Here is a 21,054-nt window from a genome sequence, read left to right on the forward strand (position 1 = left end):
TTTTATAAATTCATTAACAAACCAAAGTACAATAGAAACCCTATTGTACTTTAGTTAATTTTAAAACATTTAATAAACTATAAAAATAGTGATTTATTTAGCATCAGCCATATTAGCTTTAGTTATTGGCTTATAATCTATCCATACATATTTACTATCTGTAAGAGTGTATCCAACATTCTCAGTAGTTGGAACCTTACCTTCTGCAAGTAATTGTGAAAGCTTGAATGTAGCAATTCCTTGATTTTTAGCATCGTTAAGTACTGTTCCAAGTAAAGTACCATCAGCAAGGGCAGCAATACCAGGAGCTGTAGCATCAACACCAACAACAGGCATAAACTTACTATCTTTAAAGTATCCAGCAGCTTTTAATGCTGATATAGCACCAAGAGCCATGTCATCATTATTAGCAAGTACTGCTTCAATTTTATCACCTTTTGCAGCTATAATTGATTGTAGTTTATCTTGAGCTTTAACACGATCCCACATACCAGTATCACTAGCAATAACATTAACTTTTATTCCTTGCTTTACTATTTCATCGATGGAAGATTTAGTTCTAGCAATAGCATCAGGATGTCCTGGTTCACCAGTTAGCATAACGTAATCCATAATTCCATCTTTGTTTTTATCTGCTTCTGGGTGAGCTTTCCAATACTCAGCTAAAATCTTGCCTTGCATTACTCCTGACTGTTCAGGTTTTGCTCCTACATAATAAAGTTTATCCCATTTACTAAGGTCAGCAGCTGAAGGCATACGATTAAAGAATACAATCGGTATATTAGCATTCTTTGCCTTAGTTATAATTGCATCTGATGCTGCTTGATCAACAGGGTTTATTTGTAGTGCATTTACTTTCTTAGTTATAAACAAATCTATTTTGTCGTTTTGCGTTGCTGATGAGTTTTGACTATCAACAATTTCTACACTTGATTTAGCATCAGTTGCGGCTGCAGATATTGCATTACGAACGCCTGTCATGAAGGTATCATCAAATTTGTAAATTGTGCATCCTATAGATACCTTTTTGGTATCAGTAGTTGGTGTTTTAGTTTTACTTGAGCAACCTGCTAATAAGCTGGTTGCCATTGCTGTTACTAAAATCATTGTAATTGCCTTTTTCATGAATTTTCCCCCTCTGAATTTTAATGTAAACGTTAACTTGTGCTAATGATAACATCAAAAAGGTTTATTATTAATACAAAATCCTACTGTTATATATTAAAATCCTATGGTATTTTAATAATTAATCCATAATTATTTGTAAGCCTGCTCCGCTACATCTATATTATCTTTTATTATAGTCACATAAGGAATACGCACATACTTATTGTTGGTTATTTTCCAAGAAGTACTATTAAGAATATTTTTACCATTTGCTGCATTTGTAACTAAATCGATTATTGCCCTGCCCTGACTACTGGCATCATTTAATATTGTACCAACCATAGTACCTTCTTTTATCTTTTTAATAGCATTTGGAATTGCATCTATTCCAACTACAGGAATAAATTTTTTTTCAGATAAGTAGCCCGCTTTTTCTAGTGAATCTAATGCCCCAAGTGCCATAACATCATTATTAGAAATTACAAATTCTATTCTATCATTGAACTTCGATATCCATCCATCCATTTTTTCCTTTGCTTTTGCGTCGTCCCACATGGCTGTAGCCTGTGCTAACTCTTCTACGGAAATACCTGCCTTCTTAATCTCATCTAGTGCATATTTGCTACGGGCCTCCGCATCAGGATGCCCTGGCTCACCCTTAAGTAATACGTATGAAAGCTTTCCATCTTGATTTTTATCCCATTTACTTTTATTTTCATTCCAAAGATCAACTATCATTTTACCTTGCAAAATTCCAGATTCCTTTGAATCTGTACCTACGAACCAGGCTTTATCATAGCTGTTTAGTACTGATGCATCTGGTTCCTTGTTAAAAAATATAACTGGCAGGTTAGCCACTCTTGCTTTGTTAATTACAGCCTTTGCCGCTTTAGGCTGGACTAAATTTATGACGAGAGCGCGCGACCCCTTTAAAATCATTTCATCAACTTGTTGTAACTGTATATTTTGATCATTTTGAGAATCATTCATATTCAATGCTATTCTTCCATATGCATCATTTTCCATTGAATTACATATATAAGACATAAATTCATCATCATATTTGTAAATAGCTGCACCTACTTTTGGTAATTTCCCCTTATATCCAGTCTTTGAATAAGTATCTCTGCTTACACACACTTTAAAAATAGCTACTATAATAAACGCCATTGCCAAAACTATTATAATTTTTTTCATATTATTCATTATAATTCTCCCTGTAAATTTTTATATATATTCATTGTTTAAAAGGAAATAATATTTTTTGATTTTCTGGTTTATACATATTATCCCTATCTATGACAACTACGCCAGTGTCGACATACTTTGGAATTTTCTTGTTTTGCAGCTTTAGAGCTGCATATTTAACTGCTAAATATCCCATACCAAAGGGACTTTGAGTAAGGGTAGCTTGTATTACCCCACTTTCTAAGAATTCTATTTGTTCTGGAGTATTGTCAAAAGTGATGACATTCACTTTGCCTGCCAGGCCTATTTCCGCAATTGCCTCTGCTACCCCTATAGAGCTTATATAGTTTAATGCTATTATTGTATTAACTTTATCATCACCTAAGACAAGTTTTTTTGTAAGCACTGAGGCGCTCTTTGAATCTGCTGCCACATACTCCTTATATACCAACTTTAATTTGGGGTATTTTGATATTATGGACCAAAAGCCTTCTTCTCTCTCTTTATTGTTCCTTGCTCCTTCAACAAAATTAATAACAGCAATTCGTGAGTTTAAATCACATAGTGAAACAAGCTTTTGACCTGCCATTTTTCCAGCTTTAACATTATCTGTAGTTATGTAACTACTAATTTTATTAGTGTTTAATTTACTGTCTATGACGAGCACTGGTATTTTCTCACCTATAGCTTTTTCAGTTACCTTTGCAAGTTTATCATAATCACATGGTGCCAATATTAGGGCATCCACTTTTCTTTCAATAGCTGCATTTACTAAGGCTATTTGCCCATCAATATCAGTTTCATAGATAGGCGAATTAAACTCTACCTTTACATTAAATTCTTTAGCAGCCACCGTAGCGCCCATTCTAACATTTTTAAAATAGTCACCATTTTGATTTTTTAATATTAATGATATTTTTTTAGACTCTTCTTCTCCCTTAGTACTTAAATTTACGATCCCGAATAAAAATGGTGATATAAGGAGAATAATAAACAAGAAAATTATTAACATATTCTTTTTAAACATATAAATCACCCCAGCTCTATTCTTTTATAAGAGGTAGCCAAATTTTAATTGTAGTCCCCTCTTCAATTTCACTTTGTATTTCAAGTCCGAATTCCGTGCCATAGCTTAGCTGAATTCTCTCATGTACATTTTTCACTCCAACTCCGGAGCTAGTATTATCTTTTTCCCTGTACTCAAGTATGTGCTTTAATACTTCTGGTTCAATTCCCAGTCCATTGTCACATATTTCATATAATAATTTACCATTAGTAACGGAAACTGATATCTTTATAAAACCTTCGTCTACCATATACTCGATACCATGGTAAATTGAATTTTCTATAAGTGGCTGCAATATTAGCTTTAAGGTTTTATATTCTAAAACTTCCTTTTGATTTATAATTTCAAATACAAACTTATTTTTGTATCTAATCTTTTGAATTATCAAATAATTTTTTGCATGCTCCATTTCTTCCCTAACTGTAATGATATTTTTACCCCTGCTTATACTTATTCTAAATAGCTTAGCAAGAGCGGTTACCATTGTTATTACACCATCATTTTTCTCATTTTCTGCCATCCAAACTATTGAGTCTAAAGTATTGTATAGAAAGTGTGGATTGATTTGCGCTTGTAGTGCATTTAATTCACTTTTTCTTTTTGCTTCTTGCTCTATCACTATTTGTGCCATAAGATACCTAACTTTAGAAATCATCAAATTAAAGGCCGTAGATAATCTCTCCACCTCATCTTCCCCTTTAACATCAATATATATATTAAAATCTCCTGCTTCTACCATCTTCATAGACTCCTCTAACTGCTTTATTGGATGTGATATCTTAGCTGATATAAATCCGAATATAAAAATAATTAATATGATACAAACAAATAAAATCCATCCTATGAAGTTAGTACTAGTTTTTTTAAAATCCAATATTTCTGACATATATGCAACTGCTACAACCTTCCAATTAGTATAATCTACTGTTTTTATTGTAATAAGCTGCTTGCCTTCATCAGAATTTTCTAAATAGCTACCTAAATAATCCTCACTGTCTTCAGATTTTAAACCTATGTTAATAAGCTGTTGTTCTGGATGATATATAATATTATTATCAGAATCAACAATATAAATATAACCTCTTTTTCCTATAGATATATTTTGGCAAATCTGACCTATAGTGCTATAATTCATATCAACTAAAAGCACTCCCCGTACCCTTTCGTTACCCTTATAAAAATATATAACTCTACTAAGCGAAACAACCCAATCATGCTTTCCATTAAAAAGATTTTGAACATGAGGTAATGAAAACCTAAGGTTATCTGATTTATTTAGTGCTGATTTAAACCAATCTTGATTAACTACATTTACATTATCCTTTAAGACTGAAGTAGAAGATTCAATTATAAGTTCTCCCTTGTCTGAAAAAACAGCTAGACTTGCAATATCCCCTCTAATATTCTGTATTATATTCATTTGATCTTTCAGCTTACTATTTGGAATTTTTTGATTTAGATAGATATTTTTTTCTAACAAATTTGATACTTCCTTGGTGCCCTTTAAATAGTACTCAATATTAGAATTCACCTGATTCACTAATTGCTTCGTACTTAGAGTAGCATTATCTTCTAATGAAATAGAAAACTTATTATAAATCACAATTCCAACAAATAACATAGCCAAAATCGAAATAAGAGTAAAGGATATAGTAATAATAAATTGTATTCCTCTTACTTTAAAGCTACTTACTGCAACGTTATATGGGTTTTTAAAAAATTTCTTAATCTTGCTTTTCAAAATTTCATCTCCTCTTAGGTATGAAGGATGTTCAATTAATTATTTCTATACTCAGATGGTGAAATTCCAAAATGTTTTTTAAAACAGTAACTAAAATAATTGGCTTCTGAATATCCAACTTTGTAAGCGATTTCAAAAGACTTCAACTTTGAGGTCTTAATTAACTCCTTTGAAGCATCCAATCTAATTTGAGTTAAATAATTTATAAAAGTCATTTTTGTTTCTTTTTTAAAAATAAAGCTAAAATAGGTTGGACTTATATATAGATAATTACAAAGACTATTAATTGTTATACTACTGTCACTATAATATTTATTAATATAAGCCTTTGTCTTTTCAACTAAAAGCGTGCAATTATCTTGCCTATCTTTTGTAATGTAGTTCCTTATTTTAATAGATATATATTGGAACCAATTATTAACTTCATTTAAATCATTAAATTCGTATAGCTCCACGAATAAATTGTAATTTTCACCGAAAATATAGGTTAAATCCACGTCTAAACTTTCCGCTGTTTTAATTATAGTTGTAAGTATTTCTAATAAATATATTTGAAAATGCTTAAAGGTGGCCTTTGCATTTATAAGCTCATAGAACAAACCATCTATTGTTTTAATAATTTCAATCTCTGTTCCTACTTTTATAGAACTTCTCAGGTCATGCTCCATAATTTCATCAAAAACTATTTTTTTACTACTGCTTGGCTCTATATCTTCTATCCAAATGGTTCGATTGTTGCCCATGATAAATCTGTAGTCTAAGGCAAGAATAGCATTCTTATAAGAATCAGATATATGTGAAACATCACATATAATTGTTCCAAGGCCAATGGTAATGGTAAACTTTAAATATTTTTCAATATTGTGTCTTATTTCCTCAAGGGTAGATTGAAGAGTATTAAAAATAAAACCTCTCTCCTCTTCCAAATGTGGACTAATTAATACAATCAATTCATTGTGTATAAATGCTATTCCTCTATTGTTTTTGGAAAGGATTTCTTCTACTATATTAAGAGTTGCAAATTTATTCAAATCTACTTCATTACCATTATCATTTTTCTTGTCTTTATATTCAACTTTATTATCAATATTCATAGCTGCCACAGCAAAGCGATTTCCATTTAAATTAATATTATAATTTTTACATTTTTCCTCAATTTCCTCTTTACTTGCCTTACTTGTAATTAGATAAATAAGAAATTTCTCTTTTAAAATAGGCAAGCTTTTCACATAATGTTCTTTTAACGCTTCCATATCCTTTTTTTTCAACATTTCCTCATCAATTTGTGATTTTACCCTTAAAAGTACCTCAATGAATTCTTTTGAACAAACAGGTTTTAGCGCATACAACGCGATATTTAAATTTACAGCCTTTTGTGCATATTCAAATTTATCAAAACCCGTTAATATTATTATTTTAATGGCAGGAAATCGTTTTCTTAATTCTTCTGAGAGTTGAAGCCCATCCATAAAGGGCATCTTAATATCAGTTACAACTACATCTGGAGTAAATTTCTCTGCCATTTCTAAGGCTTCTCTACCATTTTCAGCTTCTGCTACTAGTTCAAACCCATATTCCTGCCACTTTATTTTTTGTATTATACCTCTTCTTACTTCTTCTTCATCATCTACTAAAATTAATTTATACATATTGTCCCCCTATGCATTCATTGATAGCATTTTCTTAAATCTTAGTATTTCTTTTACTATAGCACTGGCAAATCTCCTACTTAAATAATCTTTTTAACTAAAATACAAAAACAGACCACATACTAAAATTTATAAAGTATCTGGCCTGTTATTTTACGCAAGCTGTTTTATATATAATAAAAAACTTTACAAGGAATTTCACTCTACTTATAAAGCCGTAGTTAGATAATTAAATCATACTATTACTTAATTATGATTAGTTCTATCCTTCTGTTTTTTTCTCTATTTTTTTCTGTATCATTTGATACTATAGGTCTAAATGCTCCATATCCAGCCACTTCGAAGCTTTGTTCTTTTATTCGTTTATCTGGTGGAATTTCACTAGTTAAAAACTTTACTACACTTATTGCTCTAGCTGATGAAAGTTCCCAATTGCTTTCATATTTGCCAGTTTTTATTGGTATATTATCACTATGCCCTTCTACTCTTATATTCTTATTATATTTTTTTAATACATCTGACATTTGTGTCAAAATAGCCTTAGCTCCTGGTTTTAATTCTGCACTTGCTGTGTCAAAAATCATATCATCTTTAAATCTAATTAAAACGCCTTTTGGTTGATTTTCAACTTCAATAGAAGATTGTAAATTTTTCTTGTCTACAATTTTTTTTACTTCCTTATAAATATTATCCATTTGTTGTTCTGCTGAGCCTACAATTGCAGCATTTTTATCCAATATGCCGTTACCTACGGATGGCTTAGCACCTGATTGTTGAGAAAAAGCGCCCATATTATTCAAAGAAGCTATAGCTTGCTTTGCCTTACTTTGATCAATAACAGCCATGGAATATAATAGTACAAAAAAGCACATTAAAAGTGTAACTAAATCTCCATAAGTTGCAAGCCACTCATTATTTATACCCTCATCTTCTGTGTCAAAGTTATTTTCTTCGTCCATACTGGGCCTCCTTACATACTATTCTTGACTATTAACTTTTGCATCAATTGCTTCATTTTCTTTGTCGTTATAGAATGCCATTAACTTTGTTTTTATAGTATTAGGATTTTCACCTGCTTGAATACTCATAAGTCCTTCAATTATCATTTCCTTTTGGTATATTTCGGCTGTTGTTTTAGACTTTAGCTTTTTTGACATAGGTAGAAAAACTACATTTGCTATTAAAGAACCATAGAATGTGGTAATTAAGGCAACAGACATTTGTGGTCCAATTGTGGAAGGATCTGATAAACTTTTCAACATGTTTACAAGCCCTATAAGAGTCCCTACCATACCAAATGCTGGCGCTAGTGATGCTCCCGTGTCCATTAATCCCCTGTTACTACTATGCCTTTCAACTGTTCCTTTCAGCTTTATAGAAAGAACCCTCTTTATAGTTTCAGGCTCTGAACCATCTATAATCATCATTAAACCTGTTTTAATAAACTTGTCCTCAATTTTAGGTATTTCTTCTTCTAAAGCCAAAAGACCTCCTTTTCTAGCTTTAGTAGACCATTCAACCAAACCGTTTATAATCTCAACTTCATTTTTTCCCTTTTCTTTAAATACAATTCCAAAACATTTTACAAATTGCATTGCATTTTTCTTTCTGGCACTTAATAATAATGCCCCCGCCGTACCTCCTATAACTATAAGTATAGATGGTATGTCAACAAAAGTTAAAATAGATCCACTTGTCAATATTCCAAATAAAATAAACCCCACTGCTAAAACCATACCTATAAGTGATATAATATCCAAAGCTATTCCCTCCTAATTTATGTAAATATTATTAGTTTTTACTTATATATTCTCCTAGATAAATATTCAATTAAAATTAAGAGCATTATATGTAATTGAAAAAATAATACACATTCCCTTTATTATGCAAATTTCTCTATAAAATTCTCACCAAATCTCTTAGAAAAACAAGTTTATTGTCTAAAAAAAACATTTATGCCTTTTTATTTTTAGCAATTATTATTATATCAAAATTTACATAAAAAAACAACCAATGGAAGAAAAAAAGGTGATCATTTTATTATCAGCTTTTTATGTGAATTCTGTTAAATACTATTATAATCTATTAACTAAAGTTATAAATTTCTTAAGTTTATCTTAAATAAAAATAATCCTCCCAAATGGTAGGATTATTTAATATCTACTACATTTGATATGTTTAAGAATTTGAAAATAAGATATTCAATCAAAAAAATGGTATAACTATAGTTAAATGTGAGAAAATTGAAGGAAACAGTTTTTAACATTTCATTTTTCTGTTGATTTAATAATATATACATGGTATAGTATTAAAAATGCTGGAAAAGCTATTGTTTATAGAGAATAGCCTTAAAGTTGAAAGTTAAAATCCAGTATAATTTTTTAGGATTATTCTATCAAAATTAGAGTTATAAATTTAAATAGTATCGCGGACATCTTTTCGCGTCATAGTGAAAAGACATGTCTGTTTTTTTATATTATTTTAGACTATTGTACCAAATATAAATTTGATCCCTTCAAATAGTTTTTACCGACAACTGTTTAATTAAATATAAAAAGGAGTGATATGTAATGGAGGAGAAGAATAAAAGAGAAACATTTTCAACAGGGTTTGCAGTTTTTTTTGCAACATTGGGTTCAGCAGTAGGTCTAGGTAACATATGGAAATTCCCTTATTTAATTGGGACAAATGGCGGAGGAGCGTTTCTCTTAGTGTACCTTTTATGTGTTGTGTTAGTTGGTATTCCAATTATGTCATGTGAATTTTACATTGGTAGGAAGTCTAGAAAAAATGCAGTGGGAGCTTTTAAAAAGTTAAATGCTTCTAAAGGCTGGAAAACTATTGGATTTATGGGAGTAGCTTCAGCATTTCTAATCGCATTTTTTTACAGCTCTGTTGCTGGGTGGGTTTATTCCTATGTTTTCAAAGCAATAAAGGGTGATTTTGCTGGAGTTACTTTGGTTACAGCCAACACAAAATTCATGTCCACTTTAGTTGGACCACTATCTCCAATTGTATGGCAGTTTATAGTTCTCTGCGTGGTTTCGATAATTCTAATTGCAGGAGTTAAAAATGGAATTGAAAGAATAACAAAAACGCTTATGCCGGTATTATTTATATTAATTCTTATCTGCGATGTAAGAGCATTAACACTTCCAGGCGCATCTCAAGGCTTAAAATTTTTATTCCATGTTGATTTTACGCAGTTAACTGGACCTGTAATACTCGCTGCTCTTGGTTTAGCATTTTTCAAATTATCATTAGGAATGGGAACAATGCTTACTTATGGAAGTTATTTTACACAAAGTAATAATATGATAGCAACTTCAGCAAAAGTTGCACTATCTGACTCTTTAATTTCCATACTGGCAGGGATTGCAATATTCCCCGCTGTATTCTCCTTTGGTTTGACACCCAGTGAAGGTCCTGGCCTTCTATTTAAGACCATACCACTTGTATTTTCAAAAATACCTTTTGGTAGTGTATTATTGGTAGCATTTTTCTTTTTAACTGCTATTGCAGCTACAACAGCAATGATTTCTATGATTGAAGTTCCAGTTGCGTATTTTACGGAAGAAAAGGGTATTGGTAGAAAGAACGCAGTATTACTTACAACCAGCATAATGATGGTGGTTGGAATACTTGCAACATTATCGGCTCATCCCACAAGTGTCCTTGGTAATATTCATATACTAGGGCAAAGAGGATTTTTCGATTCCTTCGATTTTATATCTTCTAATATATTACTCCCAATAGGAGGACTTTTGATAGCAATTTACGTTGGATACTTTGTTAAAAAAGAAGATTTTAAACTAGAGCTATCAAATCAAGGAACCTTAAATAATGACCTCGTTCTAAATATTATATATATATTTATTAAATTTATATCCCCATGCCTTCTTATTATTGTTTTTTTTAATTCAATTGGAATAATTAAATTATAAATAAAAGCTATGTAAGTTAAATGAGCCTCAATAATTATTGAGGCTCATTATATCTAATTAAATGTATAAATATCCAAACTTTCTTCTAGCTTGCAATGCCCATAATACCAACTATACTCATCTAATTTAATAGCTTTTGCTATACATTCCTCTTTATTTCCTTTTAGTCTAAATAGAGAAATCATATTTTCACCAGTCTTTCTAGCGAATACAATGCCTGATCCCTTAGAAATATAATTAGGCGCAAAATCAAAATTATTCCCTTTGGTTATTTTTTCTACATTTTTAGTTTTTAAATCTACAGTATATATATTATGTGGTGCCTTTAACCACTGCTCAGCATCACTACTGGCAGGAGAAGCTGAGTATATAACTTTTTTTCCATCTGGTGAGAAAGATGGGGTCATTGTAACCATACCTTTAGCCATAATATTGTATGGGTCATTAGTAGTAGATATCATTTTCTCTGGTAAAATAGGATTGAATATTCCATTTGTTACATCTACCGTTCCTATAGTTTTGTTAACATTCATATCTCTTACGCCACCATTATTAACCACAGGCCTCTTTCCATCTATAGGATTTATAGCTAAATTATCTTTATAAGCTAACGCATATACTTGTTCACTATTAAAAGGTGTAAACTTATTATTTTTCACATCATACACTCCAAAAGGAACTCCATCAGCGTTTGTTGATCCAGAGCGAACTCTGCACCATATATAAACATAAGCTCCATCCTTTGAAACTCCGGCAGCCCTAGGTGCTAAACCCATATCTCCTGTTTCATCATTCCAAGGCTTAGATTTTACTATTAAACTTTCCTTAGCTAAATCTAACTCATATCTTATAAGTCCTTTTGGTTCAATATATTGACCATCATCCTTTGTGTAATGTCTATATACTTCTGCATATATATTTCCCTTTTTATCACTTACCATATCTTCATAATATTCTTCACTTTTAATATAAATAGAAGATTTTTGGGTTTTTAAATTAAACCCACTAAGTCCACCCTTTTCTGCTGCGTATACTAAATCAGTATTCTTTCCCCAGGCATAACTTACCACCTTGTCCGCAACTTTAATAGGTTTTTTCTGTCCTTTTATTAAGTCAATTTCAGCTATATAAAGATTTTCATCTTTTGTATAAGCAACATTTACCCCATCCGGCGAAATAGTAGGATTTTTAAATACTCCATCCTTATCTACTAATACTTCCTTGTCTGATTTGGATAAATTCACTGCCCATAAACTCTTATCCTTAACCATTACTGCAAAATCATTGGAATTTTTATTTTCTTTTGTTTTACCTAGCGCAGTACCTACAAACGCTCCTGTAACTATTACAACTACTGCTGTTGTTAAAGCTATTAAATTTACCAATCTTTTAGGCTTTTTAATCATTCTCACTCTCTCCTTTCCACTTCTCGCTGATATAACCTCAGTGTAGTAATTAGTTTTGCCTCTTTTATCTATTTTTAATATTCCTTTTTTTCACAACCCTACAAGTAAGAGTTAACTCCATATTTGATTTCCATTTCAACTTCTGAAATTGTGGGGTTACTATTTTCTATAATATTACTCCATTATATACAAATTGTATTATAACCTTATACTACAATTTATATATAATAATGTCAATATATTGTTTTCATTAATAAACTTAACTAACCTTAGATATCTGCAGGCATTATTAACAAGTTATTGTAATATCTAGATCCTTATTTTTAATTTCCTTTCTCCAATTTCAGAAAAAATATTTTAGTATTTAATGTTGCATTTTGTATATTACGTATGTTAAAATAATTTTTGGAAAACATAAAAAAATTTGGATACGTTTGCATAGAATATTCATAATATTGCATTTATCAGTATATTATAATAATAATTTTTCTATGTTGAATAAGTATCCGAAAAATTAAGGGGGATTTATCATGGCTACTGCTACAAACACCCAACAGCAATCATTAAATAACAGACAAAGTTATCCTATTGGATTCTGGTTCATCTCATTGTTACAAATTTTTGAGAGATTCAGCTACTATGGTATGAGAGGACTTTTAATACTATATCTTGCGACATCAGCGGTTAAAGGCGGATTAGGCCTTGACACAGCAACTGCATCTTCACTGTATGCTAGTTTCACTATGTTTGTTTATTTTGCCCCACTGGCAGGAGGTTATGTAGCAGACAATTTTTGGGGGAAAAGAAAAACCTTCTTTATCGGATCACTATTTATAGCAGGTGGAATGTTCGCACTCTTTGCTGCACACGGAAAAACAATGGTTCTTGTGGCACTTGGACTTATGATCATTGGTAATGGATTTTGGAAACCGAATATTACATCTATAGTAGGAGACTTTTATGGAAACAACGATCCTAGAAAAGACGGAGCCTACTCGATTTTCTACACATTTATCAATATTGGTGCTTTCTTTGCGCCACTTATATGTGGTACTCTTGCAGAAAAAACTTTTGCAGTTACAAAGGGAACAGAAGTGATAAGCTATGGTTATAAATATGGTTTCCTTGCAGCAGGAATAGGGATGCTTATAGGAACACTTCTTTATATTTTATTTGCCAAAAAAGCTCTTGGTGATGTTGGAGCATTTAATAAGGAAGTTGCTGTTAAAAAAGCACAAGCTAAAAAAGCTTCCACTCAGGCTAAGAAAGGCGCTTTAACAAAAGATGAAAAGAAAAGCGTTATTGCAATTTTCATTCTTTCTTTCTTTGTAATTATTTTCTGGGCAGGATTTGAACAAGCTGGTTCAAGCTTAACAATTTACACAAATGATTTTATAAACAGAAACGTAGGTGGTTTTAAAGTACCTACAAGTTGGTTCCAATCTATAAATCCCTTCTTGTGTGTTGTTCTTGGCCCTCTTTTTGCAATGCTCTTTGTACGACTTGCAAAAAGGCCAAAAGGAGACATACCCACTGCAACTAAAATGGGGTATGGCTTAATTCTACTGGGTATTGGTTTTGCACTTATGGTTGGTGCAGCAATGGAAAGAGGTAATTCAACTAATGCAGCAATTAAAGCGAATATCCTTTGGCTTATAGGTGCATATACATTGCACACCGTTGGAGAAATGTTCTTATCTCCAGTTGGACTTTCAATGGTTAGTAAACTTGCACCAAAGCAAATTGCAGCTCTTATGATGGGAGTATGGTTATTTGCCACAGGTATGGGTAACTATATTGCAGGTATGGCTGCTGCCTTTGTTAAAACTTGGGGCGGACTTCAGGTATTTGGTTTCGTAACGGTAGTAACAATTGCTTCCGGCGTATTGCTTTGCTTCCTTAGCCCACTTTTCGACAAAGTAATGCGTGCGAACAAAGCATAATTGATAATTATATAAGCAATATATTTAAGAAGGTTTCCCTTTAGTAAAAAGGAAACCTTCTTTTTATTTTTACAAAAGTAACTATTTTAATATCTTATCAAGGAGGTTCTCAAGTTTCATTTCTTATTGATTATGGCCTATGCTCTTCATAATAATCAAAGCTGTATCCTCTATAGCTCTTTTAGTAACATCAATTGTTAGGCATCTTGTTTTTTTCATTATTTTTTCTGCATAATCTAACTCATCCAGTATTCTTGCATCATTAGCATATTGGAAGCTAGAATTAAGTCCATTAAATTTATCCATTCTATGTTTTCTTATTTCAATAAGCACAAAAGGATCTATTTTAAGCCCTATTATCTTCTTTCCAGGAATGCTGTATAACTCCTCTGGAACAGGAATTTCTGGCATTAAAGGTATGTTTATTGCTTTAATACCCTTGTTAGCTAAATACATACATAATGGGGTTTTTGAAGTTCTTGATACTCCTATAAGAATTACGTCCGCATGTTTTATTCCATTATAATCACGACTATCATCATAATGTATAGCAAACTCCATAGCTTCTATTCTTTTATAATACTCCTCATCCATGTTCCATATTGCCCCTGGAATATATTCTGGCTGCTTATTCAATAGCTTAGAAGCCAGCCCTATTCCTGGTCCTAAAACATTCGATACAAATATCCCTTTTTCTACGCATCTTTGAACTAAAAACTCTTTTACATCTACCATAATTATAGTTGAAATAACCATTGCTTTGGAATTAGCATCTATTTTACTAATAAAATTATTAACATCCTCAGCCGTTCTGATATGAGGTATCTTTTTTACTATTACACTATCTGGAAACTGACTTGCTACTGATTTAGCTACAAGTTCCGCTGTTTCTCCTATTGAATCCGATACTGCATATATTGTTAACATTTTTGCATCCCCTCTACTTTCTTTTGTATTTTTTCTTCTTATAATATACTATTAATTATAAAAATCAAATTAAATTATCCTTTTTTAATAAATTGAATAAGGTTGGATTTAGATTAAATTGATTTATTAAAGCATTAACTTCTGCTAGTGCTTTTTCTCTTTTATCCACAGATATATTAACTTTTGAAGCTCTAATTAATATGTTTTTAGGAGAATGCGATATATCTATAAATTCTAGAAGCTGAGTTTTGTATCCAACGCATTCTAAAAGATTGGCTCTTACTGAATCTGTCATAAGTGCTGAAATCCTTTCTTGAACTATTCCATACTTTGTTAATATTGATAATGACTCTGTTTTAATTTGACTATTAATTTCATGTTGACAGCAAGGAACAGAGAAAATCATCTTGCTATCCCACTTTATTGCATTATATAGTGCATAATCAGTAGCTGTATCACATGCATGCAATGTAATAACCATATCAACCTTATTATTATATTTGAACCCATTTATATCCCCTAGCTCAAAATGTAAGTTTTCATAATTATATTTTTTAGCTATATCATTACATTTTTCAATTACATCTTCCTTAAGATCAAGTCCAATCATTTTTACATTAATCTTTTTAATTTGTACAAAATAGTAATATAGTACAAAGGTTAAATAAGACTTCCCACAACCAAAATCTAATATAGTAAGTTCCTTAAAATCATTATTCTTAATCTCATCATCGATAATTTCAACAAACCTATTTATTTGCTTATACTTATCATATTTTGAATTAACAACTCTGCCTTCTTTTGTAAAAATACCTAAATCTATAAGAGGCTCTATTATCATTCCCTCTTTAAGAATATAATTTTTTTCTTTGTTATGTTCCTTATTAACCAGTTTTACATTATCACTTTTTTTCATGCCCAAATGAACTTTGCCTTTTTTAGATATTTTCAATTCAAATGTAGCTACATTTGACCAAGCATCAACTTGTTTATAATTAGATGATACATATTCTAAAAGTTTTTCTTCTAAAATATCCATATCAATATTTTCATGAAAAACTTGCTTGTCAGTGGATTTTTCTATTTGATAATATTGCTTCGCATCATTTTCCTTTAATACAAATGTTATTTTATTGTAGGTAACATCCACATTCATTTTATTGCTTATAACTAATTTTATAATCTCCTGCTGCATAATTTTATGGATTGCATTAATTAGTTCTTTCATTTCAACACACCTTTATATTTATTTTAAAACTACTTTTCTATACAATTATATCATTAAATATCAACTTAATTAATTCTAATATTTAAAAGAGCATTAGCCATTATTATGTCATTGAAATAAAGTATTATTCACCTATATATATCAAAATTGAAAGGGTAGGATTATGAGTAATATCATAGAACAGACACTGATATTTTTTTATTCGTTTTTTGTTTGTTTTTTATTATAAATTACTTTATAATGAAAATATTAAATAAAAAAGGAGTTTTTGTATATGAATATTTTTGAAGATGAGGACATACTTCTAAACATAGGTTTTTTACTACCTTCTATTAGTGCACTATTTAATAATGATTTAAGTTTATTACTTTCTGACACGGAAAAAATAATTAAAATCTCAAAAAATGAATCTGCTCCAGGTGGAAATTATGGAGAAGGAGATATATTACCAAAGGATATTCCTGCTTATGAATGTATGCAAGAAAATAAAACAATAGTGAAAATTTTGCCTAAAGAATACTTTGGTGTAGCTATAAAAGCTGTAGCAACACCTATAAAAAATAGATCTGGGAAAATAATAGGCAGTATAGCTATAGGTAAAAGAGCTTGGGGCGATGATATAAACGCTCATGCTGAAACTTTTATAAGTTCTTTTAATGAAATTTCAAATGTTATTGGCGGTGTGTCATCTGCAATACAAGATGTAGCTATATCTAGTAATAATATATTAGATGAAGTAAATGAAACCAATGAGTATATGAAAAAGACCGATGAAATTATAGGTTTTGTTCAAAACATATCAAAACAAACAAATTTATTAGGTCTAAATGCTGCAATAGAATCAGCCAGAGCTGGAGAACTAGGTAAAGGCTTTGGTGTTGTTGCTAATGAAATAAGAAATCTATCAAGTTCTAGTAGTCAGTCTATAAAAGAGATTAACACTGTTTTAAATAAGCTTAAGAGTTCAATTGAAAGTATTACAAATAACTTATATGAGAATAACAAACTTTTTGAAACACAAGCTGCAAGTATTGAAGAAATTAATAGTAGTATAGCTGAGCTCAATAATACAGCTCAAATTATAAAGCAAATTTCAGAACTAATTTAGTTAGTCTGTAGCTTAGAGACCATCTCCGCCCATTTTTAAGATTATTGAGTTGAAATTTGCCAAAATAAGGAGTATTATATATAATACTGTATAAAATAATACGCTTTAAATTTAATATGGTAAAATTTAAATATACCAGGGGGAAAAAAATGAAAAAATTAAGAATTTTTTGTAGCGCTCTTACTATTATGTTCTTTATGGGAACACTAGCAAATCCTATTGTTTCTGTAAGTGCAAAAACAACTACTACAAAAGTAGCACCAGTTAAAACTGTTGCTAAAGAACTTTTGGAAAACTATAAGGTTGGTCAAGTTTATCATGGCTTTAAGCTTATTGAAGATGGTAAGTTAAAAGACTATAATGCTGTAGGTAGAATATTTGAGCATGTAAAAAGTGGTGCTAGACTTGTTCAGTTTAAAAATGCTGACGAAAATAAATACTTCGCAGTAACTTTCAGAACACCTACTGACGATAATACTGGTAAACCACACATATTAGAACATTCACTATTAATGGGTGGCTCTAATAAATATCCTGTTAAACAACTACTTACATACTTTTTAAATGGTTCTCTTTCCAACGAAATGAATGGATATACACAAGCTGATAGAACCTTCTATCCATTTGCTACAGTAAATGAGCAAGAATTTAATAACCTAATGGATGTATATCTTGATATAGTTTATAATGCAAGAGTTCAATCCTCAGAAAATATTTTTAGAGAAGAAGCTTGGCATCATGAAATAACTGATGAGAACAATCCAATTGAAGATACAGGTGTTGTACTTAATGAAATGAAAGGTGCAATGAGTTCACCTGAGCAACAACTAATAGTTGCAATTAATAGAAGTTTACTTCCTAATACAACCTACAATTTTGTATCTGGTGGGGACCCAAAGAATATAACTAAATTATCATATAAAGAACTTGTTGATTTTTATAAAAAATATTATAATCCATCAAATAGTTTTATATTCATATATGGTGATACACCTTTAGATGATAAATTAAAACATATTGATGAGAGCTTTTTAAGCAAAATTACCAAAAGCACTGTTGACTCAAAAATAGTTAAACAAACACCATTTACTGAAAGAAAATACTATGAAGCAGAGTACGGAATTCCAAAAGAACAACCAGCAGATAATAAAGACTATCTTACGTTAAACTTTGTTACTGGTGATGCTTCTAATTTAGAACAATTAGTAGGTACTCAATTATTTACATCTTTAGTTTTAAATAATGAAAACTCAATTTTACACAAAGACTTAAGAGCTGCTGGTTTTAAAAATGTAAGTGCATTTTCAAATCCTGGACAAGCACAATGTGTCACAACAATTTTGGCATCTAACACAGATAGAAAACAAAAAGATTTATTCGAAAAAACAGTTATGAATTCATTAAAAGAAATCTCAAAACAAGGTATAGATAAAGAATTATTAGCTTCTACCTTAAGTAGCTTTGAATTATCTGATAAGCTTGGTAAATCCTATACAAAAGCAACTGGACAAACATTATACGGTCTTGCTAGCATGGGTTTTGCTTATGATACAAATATGTTATCACCTTTTAAATCTAATGATACAATCATGGAAACTTTAAAAAACGCTTCTAAAACTCGTTATTTTGAAAATATCATTGATGATAAATTTGTAAACAATAAATTTACCTCTTTAGTAACATTTAAAGCTGTACCTGGTTTAAATGATAAAGAAAAAGAAGCAGAAGTAAAAAAATTAGCAGACTATAAAACATCTTTAAGTAAAGAAAATTTAAATGCATTAATTAAATCAAACCTTGAATTAAAGCAGTGGCAATCAACGCCTGAATCACCTGAAGTATTATCAAAGCTTCCAACGATTAATGTTGATTCTCTAACTCCTAAAATCACTAAAACACCGCTTGAGCTAAAAAGTGTAGATGGAGTTAAAGTGCTTTATCATCCAATGTATACAAATGGCACAAACAATTTATCATTATACTTTGATACAACATCAGTTAAGCAAGTTCAAATTCCTTATATAAAATTATTATCTTCCATACTTGGTAATATGGATACAAAAACTCACAATCAAGATGAATTAACAAAATTAAGTGCAAAATACTCAAATGGTCTTAGTATTTCGGCACAAGCTTATTCTTCAATTAATCATAAAAACACTTATGCTCCAACCATGGAAGTAAGTGCAACTTCTTTAAACGAAAATGCACCAAATACAATAAACCTAATGTTAGATGTCATTAAGGATACTAAAATAAATGACAAAGAAAAATTAAAACAAACAATAAATAACATTAAAACAAACTTAGATTCTTCAATTGCAAATAATGCCGTAAAATTAGCACTCAATAAGAATTCAAGTAATAACAGTGCATATTCTGCATATATGAATAGTTTAGAGGGTGTGGAATACTATAATTTCATTAGTGAATTAAGTAAAAATTTCGATATAAACTATGATGGAATAGTTAAAAATCTTGAAGAGGTTTCAAAAACTATTTTCAATAAAAACAATTTAACTTTAAGTTTAACTTCTGACGATAATGAATTTAACAAGTTCCATAATAACTTAGCAAACATTATTGCTAATCTTCCTTCTGATAAATTAACTACTCAGAATTATAAATTTAAATTTAATAGCAAAAAAGAAGCATATACAATTGAATCTCCTATTAACTATAACATTCAATCTTTTAACTACAAAGATTTAGGATACAATGCTAAAGGAAGCCTTCAAGTATTGACTCCTCTTGTAAACTCATTCTTATGGGATACTTTGAGAGTTAAAGGTGGTGCATATGGTGCTTATCTATCAGCTGATGAGACTGGAGAAATGTCTATATTTACTTATAGAGACCCGAGAGTTAAAGAATCTTTCCAAGATATAAAAATGATATCTGAATTTTTGAGAAATGCTGATAAGATATCACCAATGCAATTAAATCAATATAAATTAGATGCTTTAAAAGGTTACTACACACCAAAATCAATATATGAAAAAGCTTCTCAGTCTGATGATTTATACTTTAGTGGAGTAAACGATGATTACCGTCAAAATTGTATAAATAAAATTCTAAATACAACTACTGACGATCTAAAATCCTATGCTCAAATGTTTGAAGATGGATTAAAGGAAAATAAAATTACAACTTTTGGTAATACAAAAGCAATAGAAGCTAGTAAAGATTTATTCGATAGTATTCAACCATTAATAAAATAATCAAATAATTAAATCACGAAAAGTGGTTATGAAATTTCATAGCCACTTTTTGTGATTTAATTATAAAATAAGAACTAAAATAAGAAGAAATGATATACCAAGAGCCCATGAGCTGAGTAGCGGTATGAGACAACGTATAATGATAGCTATGCCTTATCTTGTAACCCTAGTGTGTTCAGTTACAAGATAACCCACCACTGCTTTAGATGTTACAATCCAAGCTGAAATAGCCTATAAGTGGCTGTAGGTTTTGTACAAGATATTCCTATGCTAAGCCTATACCGTGAATAAGTTCCAGAATATAAAAAAATATGTACAAACCACTTTGTAGCTTGCCATTTAAACTAATTGTATTTACGCAAAATAAAAACCACTAAGTTAGACTTAGTGGTTTTTTGTTTACCTGGCGACGACCTACTCTCCCACAAAGTTACCCCTGCAGTACCATTGGCGCATTGAAGCTTAACCGACCTGTTCGGTATGGGAAGGGGTGTTACCTTCATGCCATAATCACCAGATTGAGAAA

At 30.6% G+C, this 21,054-nt stretch carries 14 protein-coding genes and 1 rRNA gene; 4 read left to right on the forward strand and 11 right to left on the reverse strand.

What is annotated here, in order from left to right; all coding sequences use genetic code 11:
- Positions 1 to 93: 93 nt before the first annotated feature.
- The 7 genes from Ctaglu_RS19605 to Ctaglu_RS19635 all read right to left on the reverse strand — a co-directional run bounded on the left by Ctaglu_RS19605 (position 94) and on the right by Ctaglu_RS19635 (position 8,511).
- Entirely contained in the window at positions 94 to 1,125 is a 1,032-nt protein-coding gene (locus Ctaglu_RS19605) for a galactose ABC transporter substrate-binding protein (RefSeq protein ID WP_125004883.1), read from the reverse strand.
- A 132-nt stretch (positions 1,126 to 1,257) separates the two neighbouring features.
- Positions 1,258 to 2,313 (reverse strand): galactose ABC transporter substrate-binding protein, encoded by a 1,056-nt coding sequence (locus Ctaglu_RS19610; protein WP_125004885.1) that lies wholly within the window; start codon positions 2,311 to 2,313, stop codon positions 1,258 to 1,260.
- 31 nt (positions 2,314 to 2,344) lie between these two features.
- Complete coding sequence (locus Ctaglu_RS19615) at positions 2,345 to 3,322, reverse strand: substrate-binding domain-containing protein (RefSeq protein ID WP_125004887.1); 978 nt, start codon at positions 3,320 to 3,322, stop codon at positions 2,345 to 2,347.
- A gap of 16 nt (positions 3,323 to 3,338) precedes the next feature.
- Entirely contained in the window at positions 3,339 to 5,102 is a 1,764-nt protein-coding gene (locus Ctaglu_RS19620) for a sensor histidine kinase (RefSeq protein ID WP_233439876.1), read from the reverse strand.
- A gap of 35 nt (positions 5,103 to 5,137) precedes the next feature.
- A complete protein-coding gene (locus Ctaglu_RS19625) occupies positions 5,138 to 6,751 on the reverse strand; it encodes a response regulator (protein ID WP_125004890.1) in 1,614 nt (537 codons plus the stop codon).
- A gap of 242 nt (positions 6,752 to 6,993) precedes the next feature.
- Complete coding sequence (locus Ctaglu_RS19630; protein ID WP_125004891.1) at positions 6,994 to 7,710, reverse strand: OmpA/MotB family protein; 717 nt, start codon at positions 7,708 to 7,710, stop codon at positions 6,994 to 6,996.
- An 18-nt stretch (positions 7,711 to 7,728) separates the two neighbouring features.
- Positions 7,729 to 8,511, reverse strand: coding sequence for a motility protein A (locus Ctaglu_RS19635; RefSeq protein WP_125004893.1), 783 nt, complete (start codon positions 8,509 to 8,511; stop codon positions 7,729 to 7,731).
- A gap of 810 nt (positions 8,512 to 9,321) precedes the next feature.
- Between Ctaglu_RS19635 and Ctaglu_RS19640 the strand changes: the two genes are divergently transcribed.
- Positions 9,322 to 10,695, forward strand: coding sequence for a sodium-dependent transporter (locus tag Ctaglu_RS19640; RefSeq protein ID WP_125004895.1), 1,374 nt, complete (start codon positions 9,322 to 9,324; stop codon positions 10,693 to 10,695).
- Positions 10,696 to 10,748: 53 nt separating this feature from the next.
- Here Ctaglu_RS19640 and Ctaglu_RS19645 read toward each other — a convergent pair whose 3' ends face one another.
- Positions 10,749 to 12,101: a TolB-like translocation protein gene (locus tag Ctaglu_RS19645; RefSeq protein ID WP_125004896.1), complete on the reverse strand. Its 1,353-nt coding sequence runs from the start codon at positions 12,099 to 12,101 to the stop codon at positions 10,749 to 10,751.
- Positions 12,102 to 12,631: 530 nt separating this feature from the next.
- Here Ctaglu_RS19645 and Ctaglu_RS19650 point away from each other — a divergent pair.
- Complete coding sequence (locus Ctaglu_RS19650; protein ID WP_125004898.1) at positions 12,632 to 14,044, forward strand: peptide MFS transporter; 1,413 nt, start codon at positions 12,632 to 12,634, stop codon at positions 14,042 to 14,044.
- A gap of 123 nt (positions 14,045 to 14,167) precedes the next feature.
- Here Ctaglu_RS19650 and Ctaglu_RS19655 read toward each other — a convergent pair whose 3' ends face one another.
- A complete protein-coding gene (locus Ctaglu_RS19655; RefSeq protein ID WP_125004900.1) occupies positions 14,168 to 14,971 on the reverse strand; it encodes a pyruvate, water dikinase regulatory protein in 804 nt (267 codons plus the stop codon).
- Positions 14,972 to 15,035: 64 nt separating this feature from the next.
- Positions 15,036 to 16,199 (reverse strand): class I SAM-dependent methyltransferase, encoded by a 1,164-nt coding sequence (locus tag Ctaglu_RS19660; protein WP_125004902.1) that lies wholly within the window; start codon positions 16,197 to 16,199, stop codon positions 15,036 to 15,038.
- A 274-nt stretch (positions 16,200 to 16,473) separates the two neighbouring features.
- Here Ctaglu_RS19660 and Ctaglu_RS19665 point away from each other — a divergent pair, with 274 nt between their 5' ends.
- A complete protein-coding gene (locus Ctaglu_RS19665; protein ID WP_125004904.1) occupies positions 16,474 to 17,307 on the forward strand; it encodes a methyl-accepting chemotaxis protein in 834 nt (277 codons plus the stop codon).
- 149 nt (positions 17,308 to 17,456) lie between these two features.
- Positions 17,457 to 20,528 (forward strand): insulinase family protein, encoded by a 3,072-nt coding sequence (locus tag Ctaglu_RS19670; RefSeq protein WP_185732839.1) that lies wholly within the window; start codon positions 17,457 to 17,459, stop codon positions 20,526 to 20,528.
- 401 nt (positions 20,529 to 20,929) lie between these two features.
- Here Ctaglu_RS19670 and rrf read toward each other — a convergent pair.
- Positions 20,930 to 21,046: ribosomal RNA gene (gene rrf, locus Ctaglu_RS19675) — 5S ribosomal RNA — on the reverse strand.
- Positions 21,047 to 21,054 lie beyond the last annotated feature (8 nt).

This window comes from Clostridium tagluense (genome assembly GCF_003865095.1).
GTDB lineage: Bacteria > Bacillota > Clostridia > Clostridiales > Clostridiaceae > Clostridium_AD > Clostridium_AD tagluense.

Coding starts and splice junctions, on each gene's coding strand:
- Ctaglu_RS19605 (WP_125004883.1), bottom strand. CDS start 1,125: ATGAAAAAGGCAATTACAATGATTTTAGTAACAGCAATGGCAACCAGC.
- Ctaglu_RS19610 (WP_125004885.1), bottom strand. CDS start 2,313: ATGAATAATATGAAAAAAATTATAATAGTTTTGGCAATGGCGTTTATT.
- Ctaglu_RS19615 (WP_125004887.1), bottom strand. CDS start 3,322: ATGTTTAAAAAGAATATGTTAATAATTTTCTTGTTTATTATTCTCCTT.
- Ctaglu_RS19625 (WP_125004890.1), bottom strand. CDS start 6,751: ATGTATAAATTAATTTTAGTAGATGATGAAGAAGAAGTAAGAAGAGGT.
- Ctaglu_RS19630 (WP_125004891.1), bottom strand. CDS start 7,710: ATGGACGAAGAAAATAACTTTGACACAGAAGATGAGGGTATAAATAAT.
- Ctaglu_RS19640 (WP_125004895.1), top strand. CDS start 9,322: ATGGAGGAGAAGAATAAAAGAGAAACATTTTCAACAGGGTTTGCAGTT.
- Ctaglu_RS19645 (WP_125004896.1), bottom strand. CDS start 12,101: ATGATTAAAAAGCCTAAAAGATTGGTAAATTTAATAGCTTTAACAACA.
- Ctaglu_RS19650 (WP_125004898.1), top strand. CDS start 12,632: ATGGCTACTGCTACAAACACCCAACAGCAATCATTAAATAACAGACAA.
- Ctaglu_RS19655 (WP_125004900.1), bottom strand. CDS start 14,971: ATGTTAACAATATATGCAGTATCGGATTCAATAGGAGAAACAGCGGAA.
- Ctaglu_RS19660 (WP_125004902.1), bottom strand. CDS start 16,199: ATGAAAGAACTAATTAATGCAATCCATAAAATTATGCAGCAGGAGATT.
- Ctaglu_RS19665 (WP_125004904.1), top strand. CDS start 16,474: ATGAATATTTTTGAAGATGAGGACATACTTCTAAACATAGGTTTTTTA.
- Ctaglu_RS19670 (WP_185732839.1), top strand. CDS start 17,457: ATGAAAAAATTAAGAATTTTTTGTAGCGCTCTTACTATTATGTTCTTT.